Genomic DNA, 19,859 nt, shown 5'->3' with positions numbered 1-19,859 from the left:
TATGTCTTTTGTGTCTATCAACCGGATGTATTTATGGTAGAATATGGAAAACGAACATAAATGTCCGATGCACCGCTTCTAACATTTGTCCATCCCGCCAAAATTTCCTTATTTACTGACATATTACAAATAAAGACAATCATAATACCATTATGTCAAAATATATTGCCGCCATTGACCAGGGGACAACGAGTACACGTTGCATACTTTTTAATCATCAGGGGAATATTGTTTCTGTCGGACAGAAGGAACATGAACAAATTTATCCGCAACCGGGCTGGGTTGAGCATAATCCAGAAGAAATCTGGAAAAATACGCTGGAAGTGATTGCCATTGCCAGGATCAAGGCTTCGGCCACGGCGGCTGATATTGCCGCAATTGGTATAACCAACCAGCGGGAAACGACGGTTGTCTGGAACCGACGCACGGGAAAACCGTATTACAATGCACTGGTGTGGCAGGATACCCGTACAACGGATTTGGTTGCGAAATACGAGAAGGAAGGCGGTTTAAATCAGTTTCGCGATAAAACGGGCCTGCCGGTTTCTACTTATTTCAGTGGATTGAAATTAAAATGGCTTTTAGAAAACGTTGAAGGCCTGCGTGCCGACGCAGAAAAGGGCGATGCGCTTTTTGGCAATATTGATACCTTTTTGATCTGGAATCTTACGGGCGGGGCGCATGGCGGAATTCACGTAACGGATGTGACGAACGCCAGCCGTACGCAGCTGATGAATCTGCATACGTTGCAGTGGGATGAAGATATGCTGACGGCCTACAAAATTCCGGCGGTGATGTTACCGGCAATCAAAAGCAGCAGTGAGGTTTATGGTCATGTGACCAATGAAGTTTTGCCCGGAGTCCCTGTTGCCGGTGATCTGGGCGATCAGCATGCAGCCCTGGTCGGACAAACCTGTTTCGAGCCTGGTATGGCAAAAAATACCTACGGTACCGGCTGTTTCCTGGTCATGAATACAGGAAATGAAATCAAAATGTCTGACAACGGATTACTTACGACCATTGCGTATCAGTTTGGAAATGAGCCTGTTCAATATGCTTTGGAAGGAAGCGTGGCGGTGACGGGCGCCTTGGTACAGTGGGTGCGCGACAATATGGGATTGATTGAAAAAAGCAGCGATATCGAAAGTCTGGCACAGACGGTGGAAGATAACGGAGGGGCTTATTTTGTTCCGGCATTTTCAGGTTTGTATGCTCCATACTGGCGGAATGATGCACGTGGTGTTATAGCCGGATTGACCCGATATGTTAATAAAGGACATATAGCCCGGGCTGTTTTAGAGGCAACGGCCTATCAGACGCTTGATGTCGTCAATGCGATGGAACAGGATTCGGGTATTCAATTGTCATCGCTTCGTGTGGATGGCGGGATGGTGTTGAACCAGCTGCTGATGAAATTTCAGGCGGATATGCTGGATACCCAGGTTGTTTCGCCCGCCATTGCTGAAACGACAGCGCTTGGTGCGGCCTATGCGGCGGGGCTGGCAGTGGGCTATTGGAAAAACACGGATGAACTGAAAAGCAATTGGGCCATCGCCCATACCTGGAACCCCGATATGGAAGCGTCTAAGCGAGAGGCGTTATATAAAGGATGGAAAAAAGCGGTTACAAAATCTTACGCCTGGATGGATTAATTATTTAGGATACGCTTAAATGCACTATTTTATAATCTGTATAAACTAAATTCTTTTTTGGCCTATGTCCCTTTAAAGCGTAACTTCGCGCCGCGAAAACCAAATTAAAGTAGCCTTATGCATAGCCTCCATCTTAAAAAGCCGCTTGCTTTTTTTGATCTTGAAACTACCGGTGTCAACATTGCCCGGGATCGGATCGTAGAAATATCGGTGGTGAAGGCTTTACCAAATGGGGAGACCGAAATTCGTACCCGTAAGGTTAATCCGGAGATGCCTATTCCGTTGGAAAGCAGTCTGATACACGGCATCTATGATGAAGATGTGAAGGATGCGCCTACCTTTAAAATGCTTGCAAAAAACCTTGCAACTTTCCTGGAAGGTTGTGATCTGGCCGGATTTAACAGCAACCGTTTTGATATTCCGATGCTGGTAGAAGAGTTTCTACGCGTTGGTGTTGAGTTTGATATCAAAAACCGACGTACTGTAGATGCGCAGCGGATTTATCATATGATGGAACCGAGAAATCTTTCAGCGGCGTACAAATTTTATTGCGACAAGTCTCTTACGGATGCACACAGTGCCGAAGCGGATACGATTGCTACCTTTGAAGTTCTTCAGGGACAAATTGCGCGTTATGAGGGCATGAAGGTGATCGATGCGCACGGAAAGGAAGTTGGCGAAGTAAGGAATGACGTAGCTGCCTTACACGAACTAACGGCTTCAAAATTAATCGATTTTGCAGGCCGGATGGTTTATAACGAGAAAGGCGAAGAAGTTTTTAACTTTGGAAAACACAACGGCAAGCGTGTGACAGATGTTTTGAAAAATGAACCTTCTTTTTACGATTGGCTCATGAAAGCGGAATTTCCTCTGGACACAAAACGCAAGCTGACAGAAATAAAATTGCGTGCTTTAACGCAGAGATAACATAATAGATTCGCTTTACACTTGAGTAAGCGGTATTTATGTCTATTTTTGCCAGTATATAAAAATTGGTTCAGTAGCGGGGAGCAAAAAATCTCCCGCCCTGAAAATTTTAAATTATTGACTATTTTTAATCGAATACCCATTAAGGTAAATCTGCTATGATCCCGAACCCGAATATACCAGAGGTTATTCAGAATGTCCCGCTTCAATATTATCTCATCCTCAGTACATTACTTTTTGTAATTGGTATCATCGGTGTTCTTACACGCCGGAATGCTATCATTATCTTTATGTCTGTTGAGTTGATGTTAAATGCTGCCAACCTGTTATTGATCGCTTTTTCATCTTTCCGGTCAGATCCTTCCGGTCAGGTTTTTGTGTTTTTCATCATGGCCGTGGCCGCAGCCGAGGTAGCCGTAGGTTTGGCGATTATCGTGATGATTTACCGGAATACGCGTAATACGGACATCGGTTTCCTCAATAAATTGAAATGGTAAGCCTTATTGGTTAATATACAAAATATAGAATATGTCTGCTTCATTACTAGTTCTGATTCCATTATTACCGCTACTGGGTTTTCTGATCAATGGCATCGGATTCCGTTCAATACCCAAAGGTGCAGTTGGAATAATCGGATCATTAGCTGTTATCGGTAGTTTTGCTCTTTCCCTGAATGCTTTCAACGCATTCGTTTCTGCTGGAAGCACTCCTTTTGTCCTGCCGCTTTTCAACTGGATCACGGTCGGCGATCTTAACATCCCTTTTTCTTTCCAAATCGATCAGCTTTCGTTGTTGATGCTGATGATCATTACCGGTGTAGGGGCGTTGATACACATTTACTCCATTGGTTACATGAAACATGATGAAGGTTTCGGTAAGTTTTTCGCTTATCTGAATCTCTTCCTTTTCTTCATGCTGCTGCTTGTACTGGGGTCCAATTATGTGATCATGTTTATCGGCTGGGAAGGTGTGGGACTTTGCTCTTATCTGCTGATCGGGTTTTGGAATAAAAATACAAATTACAACGATGCTGCCCGTAAGGCATTCATTATGAACCGTGTGGGTGATTTGGGGTTCCTTTTGGGGATTTTCACCATCATCGCCACGTTTGGTTCGGTTGAATACCTTGAAGTGTTCAGCAAGGCAACAGGCTTTCAGATTGGTGATCCTGTGATCATCGCGATCACCTTGTTCCTGTTTATCGGAGCGATGGGGAAATCGGCGCAAATTCCATTGTATACCTGGTTGCCGGATGCGATGGCGGGGCCAACTCCGGTTTCTGCCCTGATCCACGCAGCGACGATGGTTACAGCGGGTATTTACATGGTGATCCGCTCAAATGTCCTCTATTCACTGGCTCCTTCAACGCTTGAATGGGTTGGCATTATTGGTGGCGCGACTGCTCTTTTTGCCGCATCTATCGGTCTTTTACAAAACGATATCAAAAAGGTATTGGCTTATTCTACGGTAAGTCAGCTGGGCTATATGTTCATGGGCTTGGGCGCGATGGCTTATTCGGCTTCGATGTTCCACGTAATCACCCACGCATTTTTCAAAGCGTTATTGTTCCTTGGCGCGGGTAGCGTTATTCACGCCATGTCCGACGAACAGGATATCCGCTCGATGGGTGGTTTGCGTAAAAAACTTCCTGTTACTTTCCTGACATTCCTGATTGCAACGATCGCTATTTCCGGTATTCCGCCATTTGCAGGATTCTTCTCAAAAGATGAAATTTTAGCGCACGTTTTTGAACATAATAAATTGCTTTGGGTAGTGGGTGTGTTGGGTTCGCTGATGACTTCTTTTTATATGTTCCGCTTGCTTTTCCTTACATTTTTTGGAAAATTCCGCGGTACGCATGATCAGGAGCACCATTTACACGAATCACCTGCATCGATGACAATTCCTTTGGTGATCCTTGCCGTACTTTCTGCTTTGGGCGGATTTATCGGTGTGCCGGAAGCATTGCATGGTACGCATCACCTGGCCGAATTTATGAGTCCGTTGTATGAAGCATCCCGTCAGATTAATCCGGAGGCATTCCTGCCAACAACACTTACCCATTCGGAAGAATACATTTTAATGGCCGTTTCAGTCGGTGTAGCATTGCTTTCTTTAATAGTAGCTTACGTCATGTATGTTCAGAAGGAAAGTGTGCCGGCTCCGGATTCGGAAGAAAAATCAGCGATACAGAATCTTGTTTACAACAAATATTATGTAGACGAACTGTATAATGCGGTTTTTGTAAAGCCAATGAAGATGTTGTCAAACGTATTATACAGTTTCGGAGAGTTCTTTATTGATCTGTTTGTAAATGGCGCGGCAAGACTGATCGCATTCCTTGGCGGATTGCTGCGCAAAACGCAGACGGGTTCTACCGGAGATTACGTGTTTGCAATGGTTTTAGGCATTGTGATCATCCTTTTCTGGAAGTTGTTGATTTAAGGCATTTTGTTGAAACTGACATATTAAATATTTATACCGTTCACCATTTATTGCTGACCGTTGACTTGAAAATATGCTTACTCTTCTTTTAATACTTTTGCCCATTGTGGCTGGCGTTATTACCCTTGTTGTTGGTGCGAATTCGGCAAAACAGGTAGCGCTCATTGGCGCGCTTGCAGAGTTGGGACTGGCCCTTTTTGTATGGTCTCAATTTGACCCGGCTGCCGGTGTTCAGTTTGCGTTCAAATACAACTGGCTTGCATCAGCAGGCATTTCTTTTGGTGCAGGCTTGGACGGGATCAGTTTGCTCCTGGTATTATTGACTGCATTTTTAACGCCGCTTATCATACTTTCAACGTTTGGGCATACGTACAAAAACGGTTCGGCCTTTTATTCGCTGATCCTTTTTATGTCTGCGGCATTGGTTGGCGTGTTTGCAGCAACGGATGCTTTCGTGTTCTACCTTTTCTTCGAAGCGGCTCTTATTCCGATTTACTTCCTGGCAGCTGTCTGGGGTGGAGAAAATCGCCTGAAAATCACTTTCAAGTTTTTCATTTATACGATGTTTGGTAGTTTGTTCATGCTCGTTGCATTGATCTACCTTTATTACCAGACGCCGGGGACACATACTTCCGACATTACGGCATTCTATCAATTACAATTATCTGCCAAATCTCAGGGATTTGTATTCTGGGCTTTCTTTGTTGCTTTTGCTATCAAAATGCCTTTGTTTCCTTTCCATACCTGGCAGCCGGATACTTATACCGAGTCGCCTACGCCGGCTACGATGCTTCTTTCAGGTATCATGCTTAAAATGGGGGTTTATGGTTTGATTCGTTTATTGCTTCCAATTGTTCCGCTTGGTTTGCAGACTTATGGAATGCTTGCTGTTATTCTTTCTGTAATCGGCATTATTTACGGTTCGATTATCGCCATTCAGCAGCGTGATATGAAACGTCTGATTGCTTATTCTTCTTTCGCCCACGTTGGATTAATGGCGGCTGGAGTATTTGCAGCTTCAACAAATGGTTTGCAGGGAGCCATCATTCAGATGCTTGCGCACGGAATCAACGTGGTAGGCTTGTTCTTTGTGATTGACATTATTCTGGAGCGTACAAAAACACGCAATCTGGATCAATTGGGAGGTATTACCCAAATGGCACCGCAGCTGAGCGTTTATTTCATGATCTTACTGTTAGGAAGCGTTGCTTTGCCGCTAACCAATGGTTTCGTAGGTGAATTCCTGTTGTTGTCAAGCGTTTTCGCATTTAACGGCTGGTTGGGAGCCATTGCAGGTTTGACAATCATTCTTGGTTCGGTATATATGCTTCGTTTATTCCAAATGTCAATGTTCGGGTCAAGATCCAAATGGGTTGAAGGTTTTCAGGATCTGACATTCAGCGAGAAAGCTGTGTTGTTGCCCTTGGTCATTATGGTGTTTTGGATTGGAATTTATCCAAATACATTTTTGACGATTTCCGAACCGGCGGTAAGCCATCTTTTACAACTGGTTGCAAAATAGATTTTCCGAAGCGAAAATAATTAATTGATATAATCCGAAAGCCGAAAGCTGACCGCCGACCGCTCTCTATTAATGACAAACGATAATAAATAATTATGTATCCCATTGTTTTGTTGTCAGTTCTTGGAATCGTAACGCTCTTTCTAGGGTTCTCGAAATCGAAGAATATTTTATTGCCAGCTGTTTTGCTTTTTCTTGCCATCGCGTTGGCGACTAATTTCTTTGAGTGGAACAAAGGACCGTTGTTATATTTTTATGACATGTTCCGGGTTGATAACCTTACATTGGCTTTTAATGGCATCGTACTGGCTTCTGCTTTTATGATCGTTGCCATTTCGGGCGGTTTTCAGGATAATGCGGAAGCAGAACCGGCGGAGTATTACGCGCTGATGCTGTTTTCTCTCGTAGGAGCGATCATGATGATCGGGTTCGAGCATATGATTATGCTGTTCATCGGTGTTGAAATTCTTTCCATTGCCATGTATGTCCTGACGGGTAGCAACAAGCGGAATTTACGTTCGAATGAAGCTGCGTTGAAATACTTCCTGATGGGGGCATTTGCATCGGGTATCATGCTTTTTGGCATAACATTGCTTTATGGCGCAACGGGATCGTTCGACCTTAACGCTATTCAGGCCTATGTTTCTACGACACAACAAGCGGTTCCTTCTTACCTTTTGTATGCAGGTTTATTGCTGCTGATGATCGGTATGCTGTTTAAAGTTTCTGCGGCTCCTTTCCATTTCTGGACGCCGGATGTATACGAAGGAGCGCCGACGATCTTTACAACATTTATGTCAACGATTGTAAAGACTGCTGGTTTTGCCGCACTTTACAGATTATTGTCTCACTCGTTTACTGGTGTTTATGATTTCTGGTGGATTGTTGTCGCAGTCATCGCCATTCTAACATTGATGGTTGGAAATATCGGGGCGACAACTCAGAACAGCTTTAAGCGGATGATGGCCTATTCCGGGATTTCCCACGCGGGTTATTTGCTGATCGCCCTTACCGCATTGTCAAAACCAACACAGAACGCCATTGTGTTTTATTCTGTGGCTTATTCTTTGTCAACGATTGTAGCATTTGGCGTTTTGATGCTGGTTTCAAAAGAGAAAACGCTGGATGGACAGCCGGATGAGCGTTATGACGCATTCAACGGATTGGCAAAACAAAACCCTTTCCTTGCTTTTGTGATGACGGTTGCCATGTTATCATTGGCAGGAATCCCGTTAACAGCAGGTTTCTGGGGGAAATTCTTCGTATTCAGCAGCGCGGCGGATAGAGGGATTATCTGGGTTCCGGCTATTGCCGTTTTAATGTCGACTGTTGGTATTTATTACTATTTCCGCGTTATCATTGCTTCTTACTTGAAAGAGGGCGATCTTGGAGAAATCAGGGTGGCACCTTTTTACAAGATCGTGTTGATCCTGGCCACCGTACTTACAATCCTGTTTGGTCTGGCTCCAGGGCTGCTAGAAGGACTTATTTAGATCAAGAATTTTACATTACAATATATCGTAGAAAGAGTTACATCCTTGATGTAGCTCTTTTTTTGTTACTTTTTTTAAAATCGACGTAAGTATTAAGTCAGCTCATAACGTTAGGGAAAATCTTTAATAGTCCGTAATTAAACCATTAATTATAGTTGCTATGGCAGATTTTTTATTCAGTAAAACACCTACACCGGAAAATGATTTCCACGGGCATCAGCCGCTCAAATTCAACATGGCAGATCTTCTGGACCGTGAAATGATTGATTTCGACAAGGGGAATATCAACGCATTTATAAAAGGCAGGAAAATAATGATCACCGGTGCTGCCGGATCCATCGGGAAAGAATTGATGCGGCAGATTATTGCTTTCAAACCCAAACAATTGTTGCTGATAGATTCAAACGAATCCGGGATCTATGAACTCGATGCGCTGCTTCGTGAAATATCCCCGGACGAAACGGATGTTCAGACGATGCCAGCCAATGTTACGGACAACCACCGGATGATGCATATTTTTAAAAAATATCGGCCGCAGGTTATCTTTCATGCCGCTGCAAACAAACACGTGCCGATCATGGAAAAACATCCGTATGAAGCGATCAGAAACAATATTTTTGGAACGAAGCTTCTTGCGGATTTATCGGTTATGTATAAGGCCGAGAAATTTATTTTTGTCTCTACGGATAAGGCGGTCAATCCGTCGGGCGTAATGGGCGCCAGTAAACGGGTTTGTGAGATGTATTTACAAAGTCTTAATGATAAACCTGTTGCAAAAACCCGCTTTGTTACAATCCGTTTTGGAAACGTATTGGGAACGCAGGGTTCTGTGTTGCCGCTTTTTGTTAAACAGATCAATGACCGGGCATCCCTTACTTTAACCCATCCTGAAATGACACGTTATTTTATCACAGTGCAGGAAGCCTGTCTGTTGGTATTGGAAGCCGGAACGGTCGGTCAGGCAGGGGAGGTTTTTGTTTTTGATATGGGAGAGCCCGTGGTGATCAAAAACATGGCGGAAAAGCTGATCGGATTGGCAGGGTTGACAACCGGGATTGATATTAAATTGACCTACACTGGCCTTCGTCCTGGCGAGAAACTTTTGGAAGAACGATTAAGAAATGATGAAGCGCATCGTGTTACCCGCCATGCAAAAATAACGATAGCATTTCTCAGGCCCGTTTGCAGCCATACGATAAGCAGCCTGTTGCAGCTTTTGGAGCAAGCCATGGAAACGGGTGATGATGATAAAATGGTAGCTGTTTTAAAGGAAGTTGTTCCGGAATATATCAGCAACAACTCCCCGTTTGAAAAACTGGATTCGATGAAAAAAGAGAATATTCGGGTTTAATGCTCAGGGAATAAACTGATTTGTTTTCATCCAGTTCAGACATTGACCAAACCAGACATCAAAAGTCGGCGTTTTAAGATAGCCATGTTCACCTTTCGAGTAAAGATGGAGATCAGCCGGGATCTTGTTTTTATTTAAGGCTTCGTAAAACATTAAGCTGTTAGGCACAGGCACGACGGTATCGTCTCCGGCATGTGTGAGGAAGGTGGGTGGCGTTGATTGCTGAACCTGCAATTCGCTGGAAAAATATTTTATTTTTTCCTCGGTTGGAGACTGCCCGATCAGGTTGGCCCGTGATCCTTTATGCCCCTGCGCATCCAGGAAACTGATTACCGGGTAAATAAGGATCATAAAATCCGGTCTCAGGCTCGTACCGGACTTATTCTCGATAAGCGGATCGCTAAAATGCGTTCCTGCGGTGGAGGCTAGGTGGCCGCCGGCAGAAAACCCCATAATGCCAATTTTACTGACATCCAGTTTCCATTCTCTTGCCCGTTCACGAACCGTCTTTATTGCCTGCTGGGCATCCTGTAATGGCCCGATGGATTTGTCTTCCAATGTTTTATCGCTCGGAAGACGGTACTTCAAAACAAAAGCGGTGATACCCATTTTGTTAAATGCCCGGGCTACTTCAAATCCCTCCCGCTCAATGACCAAAACGCCATAGCCACCACCTGGGCAAATAATCACGGAAGCGCCATTGGCAGTGCCTGCTTCGGGCAAAAACACGGAAAGTGTAGGTTTTGAAACATTCCTTACAACGCCTTTCACCGTTGTTTCTTCGTTTGCTGCCGATGTGCTATTAGGAATTTTGCCGGGATACAACGGCATTTCCTTTTGGGCAAAACAGGATAAGGAAACGCTCATCCCGGTGATCAGCAGCAGAGAAAAAATGGAAAATTTCATCGTAAAGGATTTATTTGGGTGAAACTAGGTTATTCGCTGATGGCACGGTCCAGATGAACATAGCCACCGTCGACGTGAATAAGCTGGCCGGTGGTGTGGCTTGACCGTGCAGAAAGTAAGAATGCAGTTATATTGGCAATCTCATCTGCGGTTGTCATCCGGTTTTCCAACGGAATTTTACTGATAATGGAAGCGAGTTTTTCCTCAGGATTTGGCAATGTCCGGATCCACTTTTCGTATAGCGGCGTATAACATTCAGCGACGATGATGGCGTTGACACGTATGCCATAAGGCAGTAACTCAACCGCCCATTCACGTGTTAACGCATTGCGGCCACCATTGGCGGCTGCGTAGGCAGAAGTACCGCCTTGGCCGGTTTCCGCCGTTTTTGACCCGATATTTAAAATCGCGCCTTTTGATTTTTTCAAAGCGGGCAATGCATGATGGACAATCAGATAATAGTGGATCAAATTGCTGTGCAGGCTTTGAACAAACTTTTCATAACTCCCGTTTTCCAATCCGACGCCATCATTTACACCGGCATTGTTCACAACACCTTCGATTCTGCCAAAGGTATCCAGGATTACTTTCACGGCTTTTTCGCAGGCTTCCGGCCTGGATAACTCGGCGGCAACCTGAAATGCTTTGCCGCCTTCCTTTTCTATTTCTGCGACGGTTTCCAGGTTATCCGCTTCATTTCTGCCGATAATGACGGGAATTGCGCCTTCCGAGGCCAAGACCTTCGCAATGCCTTTTCCTATACCTTTCGCACCGCCGGTAACTATAATCACCTTGTCCCTAAGTTCCAGATCCATATTTTTGAATGTTCTAATTTTTTTCTAATTCAGATACAAATTACTTATTATTAAATTTCGGTGTTCAACAGGTTAATGGTAAATTCGGTCAGGATTATACCTGCACCATCTTCACAAATCAGGTTTTTCTTTTACTCAGTTCGTCACAATTAAACTAAGACAATTTGCAGTAAAATTTACCCGCGAAAATTAAGATCAATTTATTTACAGTGCCCTTCGCGGGAACTAATATCATAAATTGCACCTTTCTATGTAAATCTTATTAATAACGATATATTAATATAATATTTACAAGAAAATAAAATGATATTAATTGTCCGTCGGCTAAGGACAATCTAAAAAAAAGAACTAGTTTTGTATACTATCAGAAAAGTGCATTTGTTTTTTTTCTATATTTTTAGTGGAAATAATTGAACTCTTTCGCTTTTAAAGAAATTCTGAATAAAAAAATAACCCCTGGTAACAGAATGAAATATACGGTACATGCAGAAGGCAAGTTTCAATTCATCGACGAAGGAAAGGGCGAAACATTATTGCTGTTGCATGGGCTCTTTGGCGCTTTGAGTAACTGGGACGGGATTATTGAATGTTTCTCTGATCGATATCGGGTGATCATTCCATTATTACCAATCTATGAGCTGCCTCCGCGCGAGGCTGGCCTGGATGCGCTATTGGCCTTTCTGGAAGATTTTGTTGCGTTTAAAAATCTGACAAATGTGACAGTTCTGGGGAATTCCCTGGGCGGACATATCGGTCTGCTTTATACTTTGAAAAATCAGGAGAATGTCCAGCGTCTTGTATTGACAGGAAGTTCCGGCCTTTTCGAGAACTCGATGGGCGGATCTTTCCCGAAAAGAGGAAGCTATGAATACATCCGAGAACGTGTCGCGTACACTTTTTATGATCCGGAAGTAGCGACCAAAGACCTTATCGACGAAGTTTTTGAAACGACTTCCAGTATTCCGAAGTGCATGAGCATTGTGGGCATTGCCAAGTCGGCACAACGGCATAATCTTGCAAAAGATCTATATAAAATTAAGGTTCCAACGTTATTGGTGTGGGGACTGAATGATACGATTACACCACCGCATGTGGGTTATGAATTTAACCGTCTCATCGCAGGTTCGGAATTGCACTTTATAGATAAGTGCTGCCATGCGCCGATGATGGAGCATCCCGACAAGTTTAATGTCATAGTAGAACGCTTTTTAGAAAAACATGTGTCGGTTCCGGTGGAATAGTCATTTTTTAAAGAGCCTTTAACGGCTCTTTTTTGTTATACAAAATATTCTTTTTACGTGAAAGTTGACAGGTATCCAGTTTTTTCATAGATTCGATAAAAACACTCTTTTTCAGTTATGTTAGCTGCATCGTTAATTAATCCCATGATACCCATACTGAAACTTGCCGATACGGTAGGTACAGCTTTGGATTGGATGGATGAATTTCGGACAAAGCAGCTTGTGGTGGCAGATTCGGGGATATACAGAGGAATTGTATCCGAGGATATTCTTTTTGATATCGCGGATACTACCCAGCCGATTGCCCGGATTATTATCCAGCATGAGGATGTCTTCGCGACCGAGGATAACCATCCTTATGAATTGCTGCGGCTTGTGAATGAATTTGCGCTGGATATCATTCCCGTCGTTCATGAAAACAAAGCACTAACAGGCTGTATTCTCGTCAGAAATCTGATCGAAAAATTTGTTAGCGAGCTGGGTATTCAGGAAAAAGGCGCGGTGATTGTTTTGAAAATAGCTGAAAGGGATTATTCTTTATCCGAAATCAGCCGTTTGATCGAATCCAATGGAGTAAAGGTGCTTAGCAGCTATTATTCTTCCAGCGAGTCGTTGCATCCCGCGGATGCCTCGCTGCTGACTTTAAAATTAAACCGGACCAATATTACGCCTGTAATAGCAACTTTGGAGCGGTTTGGATACGATATTGAAGAAGCACATGCCAGTGATCCGATCGAAAGTGTGGATCAGGAGCGGCTGGACATGCTACTTCGTTATTTAGCGACATAATTTTCCCGGAATAGTACATTGCCAATCGGCATTTTGTCCCGTATCTTTCGGGCAAAAAGGATCACATACTTTTCTTTCATGAAAATAGCCATTCACGGACGCAACTTTAATGAGTCTGCCCGCCCGTACATAGAATCTATGTTCAGTGAGTTGATGCGTCGCCACATTGAGGTGCAGCTTTCTGAATCGTTCCGATCCTTTTTGGATAACCAGGGTATCCAGCATTATTCACATTTGGTTTACGACAACCCGGACGCGCTTTTTGACGCCCGACTGGTTGTCAGCATGGGCGGAGACGGTACGCTGCTTGAAACGATTTCGCATGTGGGCAAAAGACGGATTCCCGTGGTCGGTATCAATGTAGGCCGCCTGGGTTTTCTTGCAACGGTATCTCCGGAGCGCATTTCCGATATGATTGAAGCACTGGAAAATAATCAGTACAAAATTGACGAACGGACGCTTGTAAAAGTTGAATCCAATATAGATTTATTTGAAGGCAGAAATTTTGGTTTAAATGATTTCACGATCACCAAGACGGATACTGCTTCGATGATCACGGTCCATACCTATCTCAACGACGAATTTCTGAATTCTTATTGGGCAGATGGGTTGATTATTTCGACACCGACGGGGTCAACAGGGTATTCTTTGAGCTGCGGTGGGCCGGTTCTGGTCCCGCATTCCCAGAATTTTATTATTACCCCCGTTAGTCCGCATAACCTGAATGTGCGCCCGCTTGTCGTGGAAGATTCTTCAATCATAAGACTGGAAGTGAAAAGCCGCAGCAATAATTTTCTGGTGTCGATGGATTCCCGTTCCAGGGTGGTGGATGAAGTGACGGAACTTACGGTGAGTAAAGCTGATTTTACGGCGCGACTAATCAAAATGAGGGACGATAGTTTTCTGGATACGCTGCGCAGTAAGCTGTCGTGGGGACTTGATATGAGAAATTAGATTGTAACCTATACCTGACCGACACAGTATGCAGATTCTATTCCATCCCTACAACCTTGAACTGAAACATACTTTTACCATCGCCCACGACTCCCGAGATGTACAGCCCACACTCATTGTGGAGCTGAGGGATGGCGGATTCAGCGGATTTGGCGAGGCTACTTCCAATCCGTATTATGGGGTGACGATCGAGAAAATGATCGCTTCGCTGGAAAGCATTCGTCCGATCATTGAACAGGATCCCTTGACTTCTCCGGAAGCACTTTGGGCGAAGGTAAATCCTTATCTCGCGGCAAATTCGTTTGCGCAGTGTGCTTTGGACGAAGCGGCGAATGATTTGTTCGCCAAGAAAAAGGGTCAGAAACTTTATGAAAGCTGGGGTTTATCCATTGATGAGAATCCCCTGACGAACTTCACCATCGGGATTGATACCGTTGAAAAAATGGTATCAAAAATGCAGGAACTTCCCTGGCCGATCTATAAAATAAAACTGGGTACAGACGATGATCTCCGGATCGTAAGAGAATTGCGGTCGCATACCAATGCTGCGTTTCGTGTGGATGCAAATTGTGCATGGACGGCGGAGCAAACCATCAGATTTTCAGCGGAGCTGAAAGCACTGGGTGTTGAATTTATTGAACAACCGCTGCCGGCAGACGACGTGAAAGGAATGCAAAAGGTTTTTGTGCAAAGCGAGTTGCCTGTTATCGCTGATGAAAGCTGCATCCTGGAAAGTGATGTGGTAAAATGTTACGGTCTTTTTCACGGGGTTAACATCAAACTTACAAAATGTGGGGGATTAACCTCCGCCAGACGGATGATCGCAGAAGCGAGAAGTCTGGATATGAAAACCATGGTAGGCTGCATGACCGAATCCAGTGTCGGAATTTCTGCAATTGCCCATTTACTTCCCTTGCTGGATTATGTCGACATGGATGGTTCCTTGCTGATCAAGAATGATCCGGCTATGGGTGTGACCTTTGACTACGGCAAGGTTATCTATGGTTCAGAAAACGGCACCGGAGCCTTCCTGAAATGAATATCTATCCAGCCAGCCATCTTCCTGACCGAAAGGTTAGGCTGAATAATGGAAAAGAATATCTCTGGTTCAGCGGGACGGATTATCTTGGCATGGGTCATCACGAAGGCTTTCTAAGCTATTTAAAAGAAGGTTTTTCAATGTATGGAACACACTTTGGAAGTTCCAGAAATAATAGCCTGAGACTAAGTATTTACGAAGAAACGGAAATGGCATTAGCGAAATTTTCCGGGGCACCTGCGGCGCTCACGACATCATCAGGGATGTGGGCGGGCCAGTTGTTGGTCAAGGAACTACCCGGGATTATCGTGTCCGGTTTGCCGGATTCACTTCTTCATTTGCCCAAAATTCATTGCTACTACGCCCCTGATCTGCACCCCGCGTTGTGGGGACTTGAATATATTTGCGATGATGTAAGCTGGGAGGAGTGGGCGCAAGATACCGTTTGGAGAATTCAGAATAGTGATCAGGACGATATTCACATCATTTGTTCAGATTCGGTAGGGTCGCCCTTCGTGCAAAGTTTTGATTTTTCAATTTTCAGGCAACTCCCTTTTTCCAGGCAGATTTTCCTTGTAGTCGATGATTCTCATGGATTGGGCGTAATAGGGAAGGATGGAACCGGGGTTTATCAGGAGTTATCATCTTTTTCGCAGATAAGACTCATTGTAACTTCCTCTTTAAATAAGGCTATTGGCATTGCAGGAGGTGTAATTTTGGGTGACGAAAATGTCGTTGAGACGGTGCGTAAAAGCCCGTTTTTTGCAGGAGCCTCCCCGGTTGTTCCGGCTTATATGTATGCCCTCAAAAAATTATTAGATACAAATGCCTATCCTGAGGCGCATCAGCGGTTACTTTCAAATATTCAATACGTCGCCACAAGGTTAAAACGAACCAAGCTGTTTGTTCACAAAAAAGATTATCCTGTTTTTTGCAGTCTGGACAATAAGCTGTTTGATCATTTAGAGGAAAATGAAATTCTCTGCTCCTGCTTTTCCTATCCGCAACCCACAGATCCGCCGGTGACAAGATTGGTGATTAGTGCCATACACCAAAAAGAAGACCTCGACCGATTGGCCGAGGTCTGTATGAAATTTTAATTTCTTCTTTTAATGGATACCATGAACCACTTACAATGGTCCCTGCATCGCTTTTTCTTCACGTAGTTTTTCTCTTTCTACTTTTCTCGAAACCAAAATACTGACTTCGTATAAGAGTAATAGCGGGATTGCTACCAGAATCTGGCTGTAAATATCCGGTGAAGGAGTAATAACCGCGGCTACGATCAGAATCACGATCATGGCATGTTTGCGATATTCACGCATGAAACTCGGCGTTAAAACGCCTACTTTCGAAAGAACAAATACGACGATTGGTAATTGAAATGCAATACCGCAGGCTAATGTCAGCGTAGAAACCAGCGAGATATAAGATGCAAGACTGAATTCATTGATAATAGACTCATCCAACGTGTAGTTTGCCAGGAAGTTGATAGCCAGCGGAGTTACGATGAAATAGCCAAAAAGAACGCCTGAGAAGAAAAGAAATGTTACATAAAAAACGGCTCCTCTGGCTGATTGGCGTTCAGATGCCTTTAGTCCGGGTTTTATAAAACGCCATATTTCCCAGAAGGCGTAAGGGAATGCAAATATTAACCCGGCAATAACTGCCGAAGTCATACTCATGGTAAACTGGTCACCCATTCCGATGGTTTGCAGTTTAAAATTAAGTTCTTTAACACAGAGTTCGTCATACCCCACCTTTTCCGACAGCAAACATAACATTCTGTAAGTCCAGAAATGTGGCTGTGAAGGTGCGATAATTACGTAATGATAAATTTCCTTAATGTAAACAAAAGCTAGAATAGCAAAAACTAAAATAGATCCAACAGCGCGGATAACATGCCATCTTAATTCTTCAAGATGCCCGATAAACGACATCTCCTGGCCTGTTCCTTCTTCTTCTTGCTCAAATTCTTGATCTAAGGGCATACTATATTTAGGTATTGATCACTATATACGGAGAAAAGTAAGATTGCGATCTTTTATATTGACGAAAAATCGAAATTACTCAAAAAACCCGTCGGATCGTTTCGACGGGTTTTTTTTAATAACGTTATAATCAAAAATTAATCCATGATGAATGGATAGTCATTCTCAACGTAAACATCCGTGTATGCTTCTTTTGCATCCGGGAAGTCAGATTCTTCGGCAAATTGAACGGATTCAGCTACAATTTCTTTCACTTTTTTGTCAATTGCTTCAAGATCTTCCGCTGTTGCAAGATTGTTATCCAGAATGACGGCTCTGATTTGTTCGATCGGATCGCGGTGTTTGTATTCCTCAACCTCTTCTTTCGAACGGTATTTCTGAGGATCAGACATCGAGTGTCCACGGTAGCGGTACGTACGGAATTCCAGGAAAGTTGGTCCATCACCTTTACGGGCACGTTCTGCCGCACGGGAAACGGCTTCATGGATTGCTTCCACACTCATCCCATCAACGGGCTCAGAAGGAATATCATAAGCCTCACCCAATGTGTAAAGTTCAGTAACGTTGGAAGAGCGGGCAACCGAAGTTCCCATTGCATAGCCATTGTTTTCAACAACGAAAATAACAGGCAATTTCCAGCTCATGGCCATATTCAGCGTTTCGTGGAAAGCGCCCTGGCGAATGGCTCCGTCACCAAAATAACAGATACACAGGTTGCCGGTTTTATTGTATTTCTCAGCAAAGGCGATACCAGCTCCCAAAGGAATCTGTGCACCAACGATACCGTGTCCGCCAATAAAATTATGCTCTTTGTCAAAAATGTGCATAGAACCACCTTTTCCTTTGGTTGTTCCTGTCTTTTTACCATAAAGCTCGGCCATGATCGCTTTTGGATCTGTACCTAACGCCAAAGGAATACCATGGTCACGGTAAGCCGTGATGTATTTGTCATCTTTTGTCAGGGCAGTAGCTGCTCCCGAAGAACAAGCTTCCTGACCGATGTAAAGGTGACAAAATCCGCGGATTTTCTGCTGACCATAAAGCTGGCCAGCTTTTTCTTCAAACCGGCGTTGTAATAACATGTTCTCGAACCAGAACATATAGCGTTCTTTCGAATGCTTTAATTTGGGGGCTGATGCTTTCTTTTTTTCAGTAACGGTGGCCATGTATTTGGTTCTCGTTTATAAAGACAGAACTTTGTCTTAAAGTTAGTGGTTTGAACAAGATCTGTTTTTGCCGGTAACGACGCAAATGATTTGCGAAAATAAGCATAAACTATATAACAAAGAAGTTCATGTGGTTAGAAAAGCTCCATCTTACGTACTTTAAGAGCTATGAAGAGAGAGGTTTTACGTTTGGAGAGCGTGTAAATTGCCTTGTCGGAGAAAACGGAAGTGGTAAAACAAACCTTTTAGACGCTATTTACTTCCTGACACTTACCAAAAGTGCCTTTCATAACCAGGACGCGCTCGGTATCCGTCACGCCCAGGATTTTTTTTTACTGGATGGAATTTTTCATGATTCTGATAAAAATATTCAGATCACATGCAGTTTTCAGCGTGGGCAGCGGAAGGTTTTTATGGCGGATAAAAAAAATTACGACCGGTTAAGTGATCATATCGGACTTTTCCCGCTGGTGCTGATTGCGCCCAATGACACCGATCTGATCCGCGACGGGAGTGAGGAGCGGAGAAGGTTTTTCGATGGGGTACTGGCACAGGCAACCCCGGAATATTTAACGGATTTTTTACAATACAATAAAATTCTGACCCAGCGGAATGGTTTATTAAAACTCTTTGCCGAACGGAATTATCTGGATGAAGATTTGCTGGACACGTATAACGAGCCGTTGATTGTGCTGGCGGTCCGGATTTATCAGCACCGGCGCGCTTTCATGGAGCGTTTTTTGCCTTTGTTCAGGAAGTATTATGCGTTTTTAAGCAGTGGAAAAGAACAGGTGGAGGTATCCTATGAAAGCGAAGTTGCTTCGGAAGATTTTGCTGCTGAATTCCGGAAAAACCGTTCACGCGACCTGCATGCCCAGCGCACGGGCAAGGGTGTGCATAAGGATGAATATGTTTTTGAAATAGATGGCATAACGCTGAAGAAATTCGGTTCTCAGGGACAGCAGAAATCTTTTGTCATCGCGCTGAAACTCGCTCAGTTTGAATTATTAAAAATAGAAAAGGAAAAAACACCCGTTCTTTTGCTGGATGATATTTTTGATAAACTGGATGACCGCAGAATTAATAAACTGATCGAATTAATCGATGACGGATTTTTAGGCCAGGTATTTATCACTGATGCCCGCCCGGAACGCTCACAGAAAATTCTGGAAAAGGTAAAGGCAGATGTAAAGTTCTTCGAAATTGAGCGATGAGTTTAAACGCAGAGGTAGGGGGAGCGGTTTTACGCGGAGGTACAGGAGTTGTTCTTTGTTTCAGGTAATGATTGAAATATTAGACATAACAGAAAACCTCAGAACTCCCTTTACACTGAGTTTAAACGCAGAGTAAAGGGAGTTCTGCGCTGAGTTGCGCGGTTTTCTGTTGTGATCTAAAACAAAAATAACTCCTGTACCTCCGCGTAAAACTCGCCTGCCTCTGCGTTTAATAATAGGCCTTCCTTGAAAATTCTCCAATCGATCTCCTTGGCTCATATTTCCAGGATTGGATTGGGGAGTTTTAATTTACGATTGGGTGCGGCGTATCGGGAAAGTACAATTGTGTCGACT

Annotated in this window: 17 protein-coding genes; 13 read left to right on the top strand and 4 right to left on the bottom strand. The window is 43.8% G+C overall.

Annotated elements, in window-relative coordinates; genetic code table 11:
• Window positions 1-152 precede the first annotated feature (152 nt).
• The 7 genes from glpK (at window position 153) to RB622_RS21380 (ending at window position 9,390) form a co-directional block, all read left to right on the top strand.
• Window positions 153-1,652: a glycerol kinase GlpK gene (gene glpK / locus RB622_RS21410; RefSeq protein ID WP_308048712.1), complete on the top strand. Its 1,500-nt coding sequence runs from the start codon at window positions 153-155 to the stop codon at window positions 1,650-1,652.
• A gap of 117 nt (window positions 1,653-1,769) precedes the next feature.
• Window positions 1,770-2,579, top strand: a complete 810-nt coding sequence (locus RB622_RS21405; protein ID WP_308048711.1) for an exonuclease domain-containing protein — start codon at window positions 1,770-1,772, stop codon at window positions 2,577-2,579.
• A 158-nt stretch (window positions 2,580-2,737) separates the two neighbouring features.
• Complete coding sequence (nuoK, locus tag RB622_RS21400; protein WP_090336813.1) at window positions 2,738-3,076, top strand: NADH-quinone oxidoreductase subunit NuoK; 339 nt, start codon at window positions 2,738-2,740, stop codon at window positions 3,074-3,076.
• Window positions 3,077-3,107: 31 nt separating this feature from the next.
• A complete protein-coding gene (gene nuoL / locus RB622_RS21395; RefSeq protein ID WP_308048710.1) occupies window positions 3,108-5,024 on the top strand; it encodes an NADH-quinone oxidoreductase subunit L in 1,917 nt (638 codons plus the stop codon).
• Window positions 5,025-5,097: 73 nt separating this feature from the next.
• Window positions 5,098-6,546, top strand: coding sequence for an NADH-quinone oxidoreductase subunit M (locus RB622_RS21390; RefSeq protein ID WP_308048708.1), 1,449 nt, complete (start codon window positions 5,098-5,100; stop codon window positions 6,544-6,546).
• 95 nt (window positions 6,547-6,641) lie between these two features.
• Window positions 6,642-8,039, top strand: coding sequence for an NADH-quinone oxidoreductase subunit N (locus RB622_RS21385; RefSeq protein WP_308048707.1), 1,398 nt, complete (start codon window positions 6,642-6,644; stop codon window positions 8,037-8,039).
• A 160-nt stretch (window positions 8,040-8,199) separates the two neighbouring features.
• Entirely contained in the window at window positions 8,200-9,390 is a 1,191-nt protein-coding gene (locus tag RB622_RS21380; protein ID WP_308048706.1) for a polysaccharide biosynthesis protein, read from the top strand.
• A 3-nt stretch (window positions 9,391-9,393) separates the two neighbouring features.
• Here the strand turns inward: RB622_RS21380 and RB622_RS21375 are convergent, their stop codons facing one another.
• On the bottom strand, window positions 9,394-10,296 hold the full coding sequence (locus RB622_RS21375) for an alpha/beta hydrolase (RefSeq protein WP_308048704.1): 903 nt from the start codon (window positions 10,294-10,296) through the stop codon (window positions 9,394-9,396).
• A gap of 29 nt (window positions 10,297-10,325) precedes the next feature.
• Entirely contained in the window at window positions 10,326-11,111 is a 786-nt protein-coding gene (locus RB622_RS21370; RefSeq protein ID WP_308048703.1) for an SDR family oxidoreductase, read from the bottom strand.
• 467 nt (window positions 11,112-11,578) lie between these two features.
• Between RB622_RS21370 and RB622_RS21365 the strand changes: the two genes are divergently transcribed.
• The 5 genes from RB622_RS21365 (at window position 11,579) to RB622_RS21345 (ending at window position 16,234) form a co-directional block, all read left to right on the top strand.
• Window positions 11,579-12,352 carry an alpha/beta hydrolase gene (locus RB622_RS21365; RefSeq protein WP_308048702.1) on the top strand — a complete coding sequence of 258 codons (774 nt, stop codon included), beginning with the start codon at window positions 11,579-11,581 and terminating at the stop codon, window positions 12,350-12,352.
• Window positions 12,353-12,469: 117 nt separating this feature from the next.
• Window positions 12,470-13,141 (top strand): CBS domain-containing protein, encoded by a 672-nt coding sequence (locus RB622_RS21360; RefSeq protein ID WP_308048700.1) that lies wholly within the window; start codon window positions 12,470-12,472, stop codon window positions 13,139-13,141.
• A gap of 78 nt (window positions 13,142-13,219) precedes the next feature.
• Window positions 13,220-14,095 carry an NAD kinase gene (locus RB622_RS21355; protein WP_308048699.1) on the top strand — a complete coding sequence of 292 codons (876 nt, stop codon included), beginning with the start codon at window positions 13,220-13,222 and terminating at the stop codon, window positions 14,093-14,095.
• Between the two features lie 28 nt (window positions 14,096-14,123).
• Window positions 14,124-15,134, top strand: coding sequence for a dipeptide epimerase (locus RB622_RS21350; RefSeq protein WP_308048698.1), 1,011 nt, complete (start codon window positions 14,124-14,126; stop codon window positions 15,132-15,134).
• Entirely contained in the window at window positions 15,131-16,234 is a 1,104-nt protein-coding gene (locus tag RB622_RS21345) for a pyridoxal phosphate-dependent aminotransferase family protein (RefSeq protein ID WP_308048697.1), read from the top strand. The genes RB622_RS21350 and RB622_RS21345 overlap by 4 nt, the downstream gene beginning before the upstream one ends.
• Window positions 16,235-16,264: 30 nt before the next feature.
• Here the strand turns inward: RB622_RS21345 and tatC are convergent, their stop codons facing one another.
• Complete coding sequence (gene tatC / locus RB622_RS21340; RefSeq protein WP_308048696.1) at window positions 16,265-17,125, bottom strand: twin-arginine translocase subunit TatC; 861 nt, start codon at window positions 17,123-17,125, stop codon at window positions 16,265-16,267.
• Window positions 17,126-17,262: 137 nt separating this feature from the next.
• The gene (pdhA, locus tag RB622_RS21335) at window positions 17,263-18,291 is read right to left on the bottom strand and encodes a pyruvate dehydrogenase (acetyl-transferring) E1 component subunit alpha (protein WP_308048695.1); all 1,029 of its coding nucleotides are present in this window, start codon (window positions 18,289-18,291) and stop codon (window positions 17,263-17,265) included.
• 128 nt (window positions 18,292-18,419) lie between these two features.
• Here pdhA and recF point away from each other — a divergent pair, with 128 nt between their 5' ends.
• Window positions 18,420-19,505 (top strand): DNA replication/repair protein RecF, encoded by a 1,086-nt coding sequence (gene recF, locus RB622_RS21330; RefSeq protein WP_308048693.1) that lies wholly within the window; start codon window positions 18,420-18,422, stop codon window positions 19,503-19,505.
• Window positions 19,506-19,859 lie beyond the last annotated feature (354 nt).

Origin of the sequence: Dyadobacter sp. LHD-138 (assembly GCF_030929615.1) — a bacterium.
Lineage (GTDB): Bacteria > Bacteroidota > Bacteroidia > Cytophagales > Spirosomataceae > Dyadobacter.
Note: the sequence above shows the minus strand (reverse complement) of the source record. Positions and strands in the feature narration are given on the sequence as shown.

What these genes read in the sequence shown, in the direction of transcription:
- glpK (WP_308048712.1), top strand. Translation starts at nt 153, where the DNA reads ATGTCAAAATATATTGCCGCCATTGACCAGGGGACAACGAGTACACGT.
- RB622_RS21405 (WP_308048711.1), top strand. Translation starts at nt 1,770, where the DNA reads ATGCATAGCCTCCATCTTAAAAAGCCGCTTGCTTTTTTTGATCTTGAA.
- nuoK (WP_090336813.1), top strand. Translation starts at nt 2,738, where the DNA reads ATGATCCCGAACCCGAATATACCAGAGGTTATTCAGAATGTCCCGCTT.
- nuoL (WP_308048710.1), top strand. Translation starts at nt 3,108, where the DNA reads ATGTCTGCTTCATTACTAGTTCTGATTCCATTATTACCGCTACTGGGT.
- RB622_RS21390 (WP_308048708.1), top strand. Translation starts at nt 5,098, where the DNA reads ATGCTTACTCTTCTTTTAATACTTTTGCCCATTGTGGCTGGCGTTATT.
- RB622_RS21385 (WP_308048707.1), top strand. Translation starts at nt 6,642, where the DNA reads ATGTATCCCATTGTTTTGTTGTCAGTTCTTGGAATCGTAACGCTCTTT.
- RB622_RS21380 (WP_308048706.1), top strand. Translation starts at nt 8,200, where the DNA reads ATGGCAGATTTTTTATTCAGTAAAACACCTACACCGGAAAATGATTTC.
- RB622_RS21375 (WP_308048704.1), bottom strand. Translation starts at nt 10,296, where the DNA reads ATGAAATTTTCCATTTTTTCTCTGCTGCTGATCACCGGGATGAGCGTT.
- RB622_RS21370 (WP_308048703.1), bottom strand. Translation starts at nt 11,111, where the DNA reads ATGGATCTGGAACTTAGGGACAAGGTGATTATAGTTACCGGCGGTGCG.
- RB622_RS21365 (WP_308048702.1), top strand. Translation starts at nt 11,579, where the DNA reads ATGAAATATACGGTACATGCAGAAGGCAAGTTTCAATTCATCGACGAA.
- RB622_RS21360 (WP_308048700.1), top strand. Translation starts at nt 12,470, where the DNA reads ATGTTAGCTGCATCGTTAATTAATCCCATGATACCCATACTGAAACTT.
- RB622_RS21355 (WP_308048699.1), top strand. Translation starts at nt 13,220, where the DNA reads ATGAAAATAGCCATTCACGGACGCAACTTTAATGAGTCTGCCCGCCCG.
- RB622_RS21350 (WP_308048698.1), top strand. Translation starts at nt 14,124, where the DNA reads ATGCAGATTCTATTCCATCCCTACAACCTTGAACTGAAACATACTTTT.
- RB622_RS21345 (WP_308048697.1), top strand. Translation starts at nt 15,131, where the DNA reads ATGAATATCTATCCAGCCAGCCATCTTCCTGACCGAAAGGTTAGGCTG.
- tatC (WP_308048696.1), bottom strand. Translation starts at nt 17,125, where the DNA reads ATGCCCTTAGATCAAGAATTTGAGCAAGAAGAAGAAGGAACAGGCCAG.
- pdhA (WP_308048695.1), bottom strand. Translation starts at nt 18,291, where the DNA reads ATGGCCACCGTTACTGAAAAAAAGAAAGCATCAGCCCCCAAATTAAAG.
- recF (WP_308048693.1), top strand. Translation starts at nt 18,420, where the DNA reads ATGTGGTTAGAAAAGCTCCATCTTACGTACTTTAAGAGCTATGAAGAG.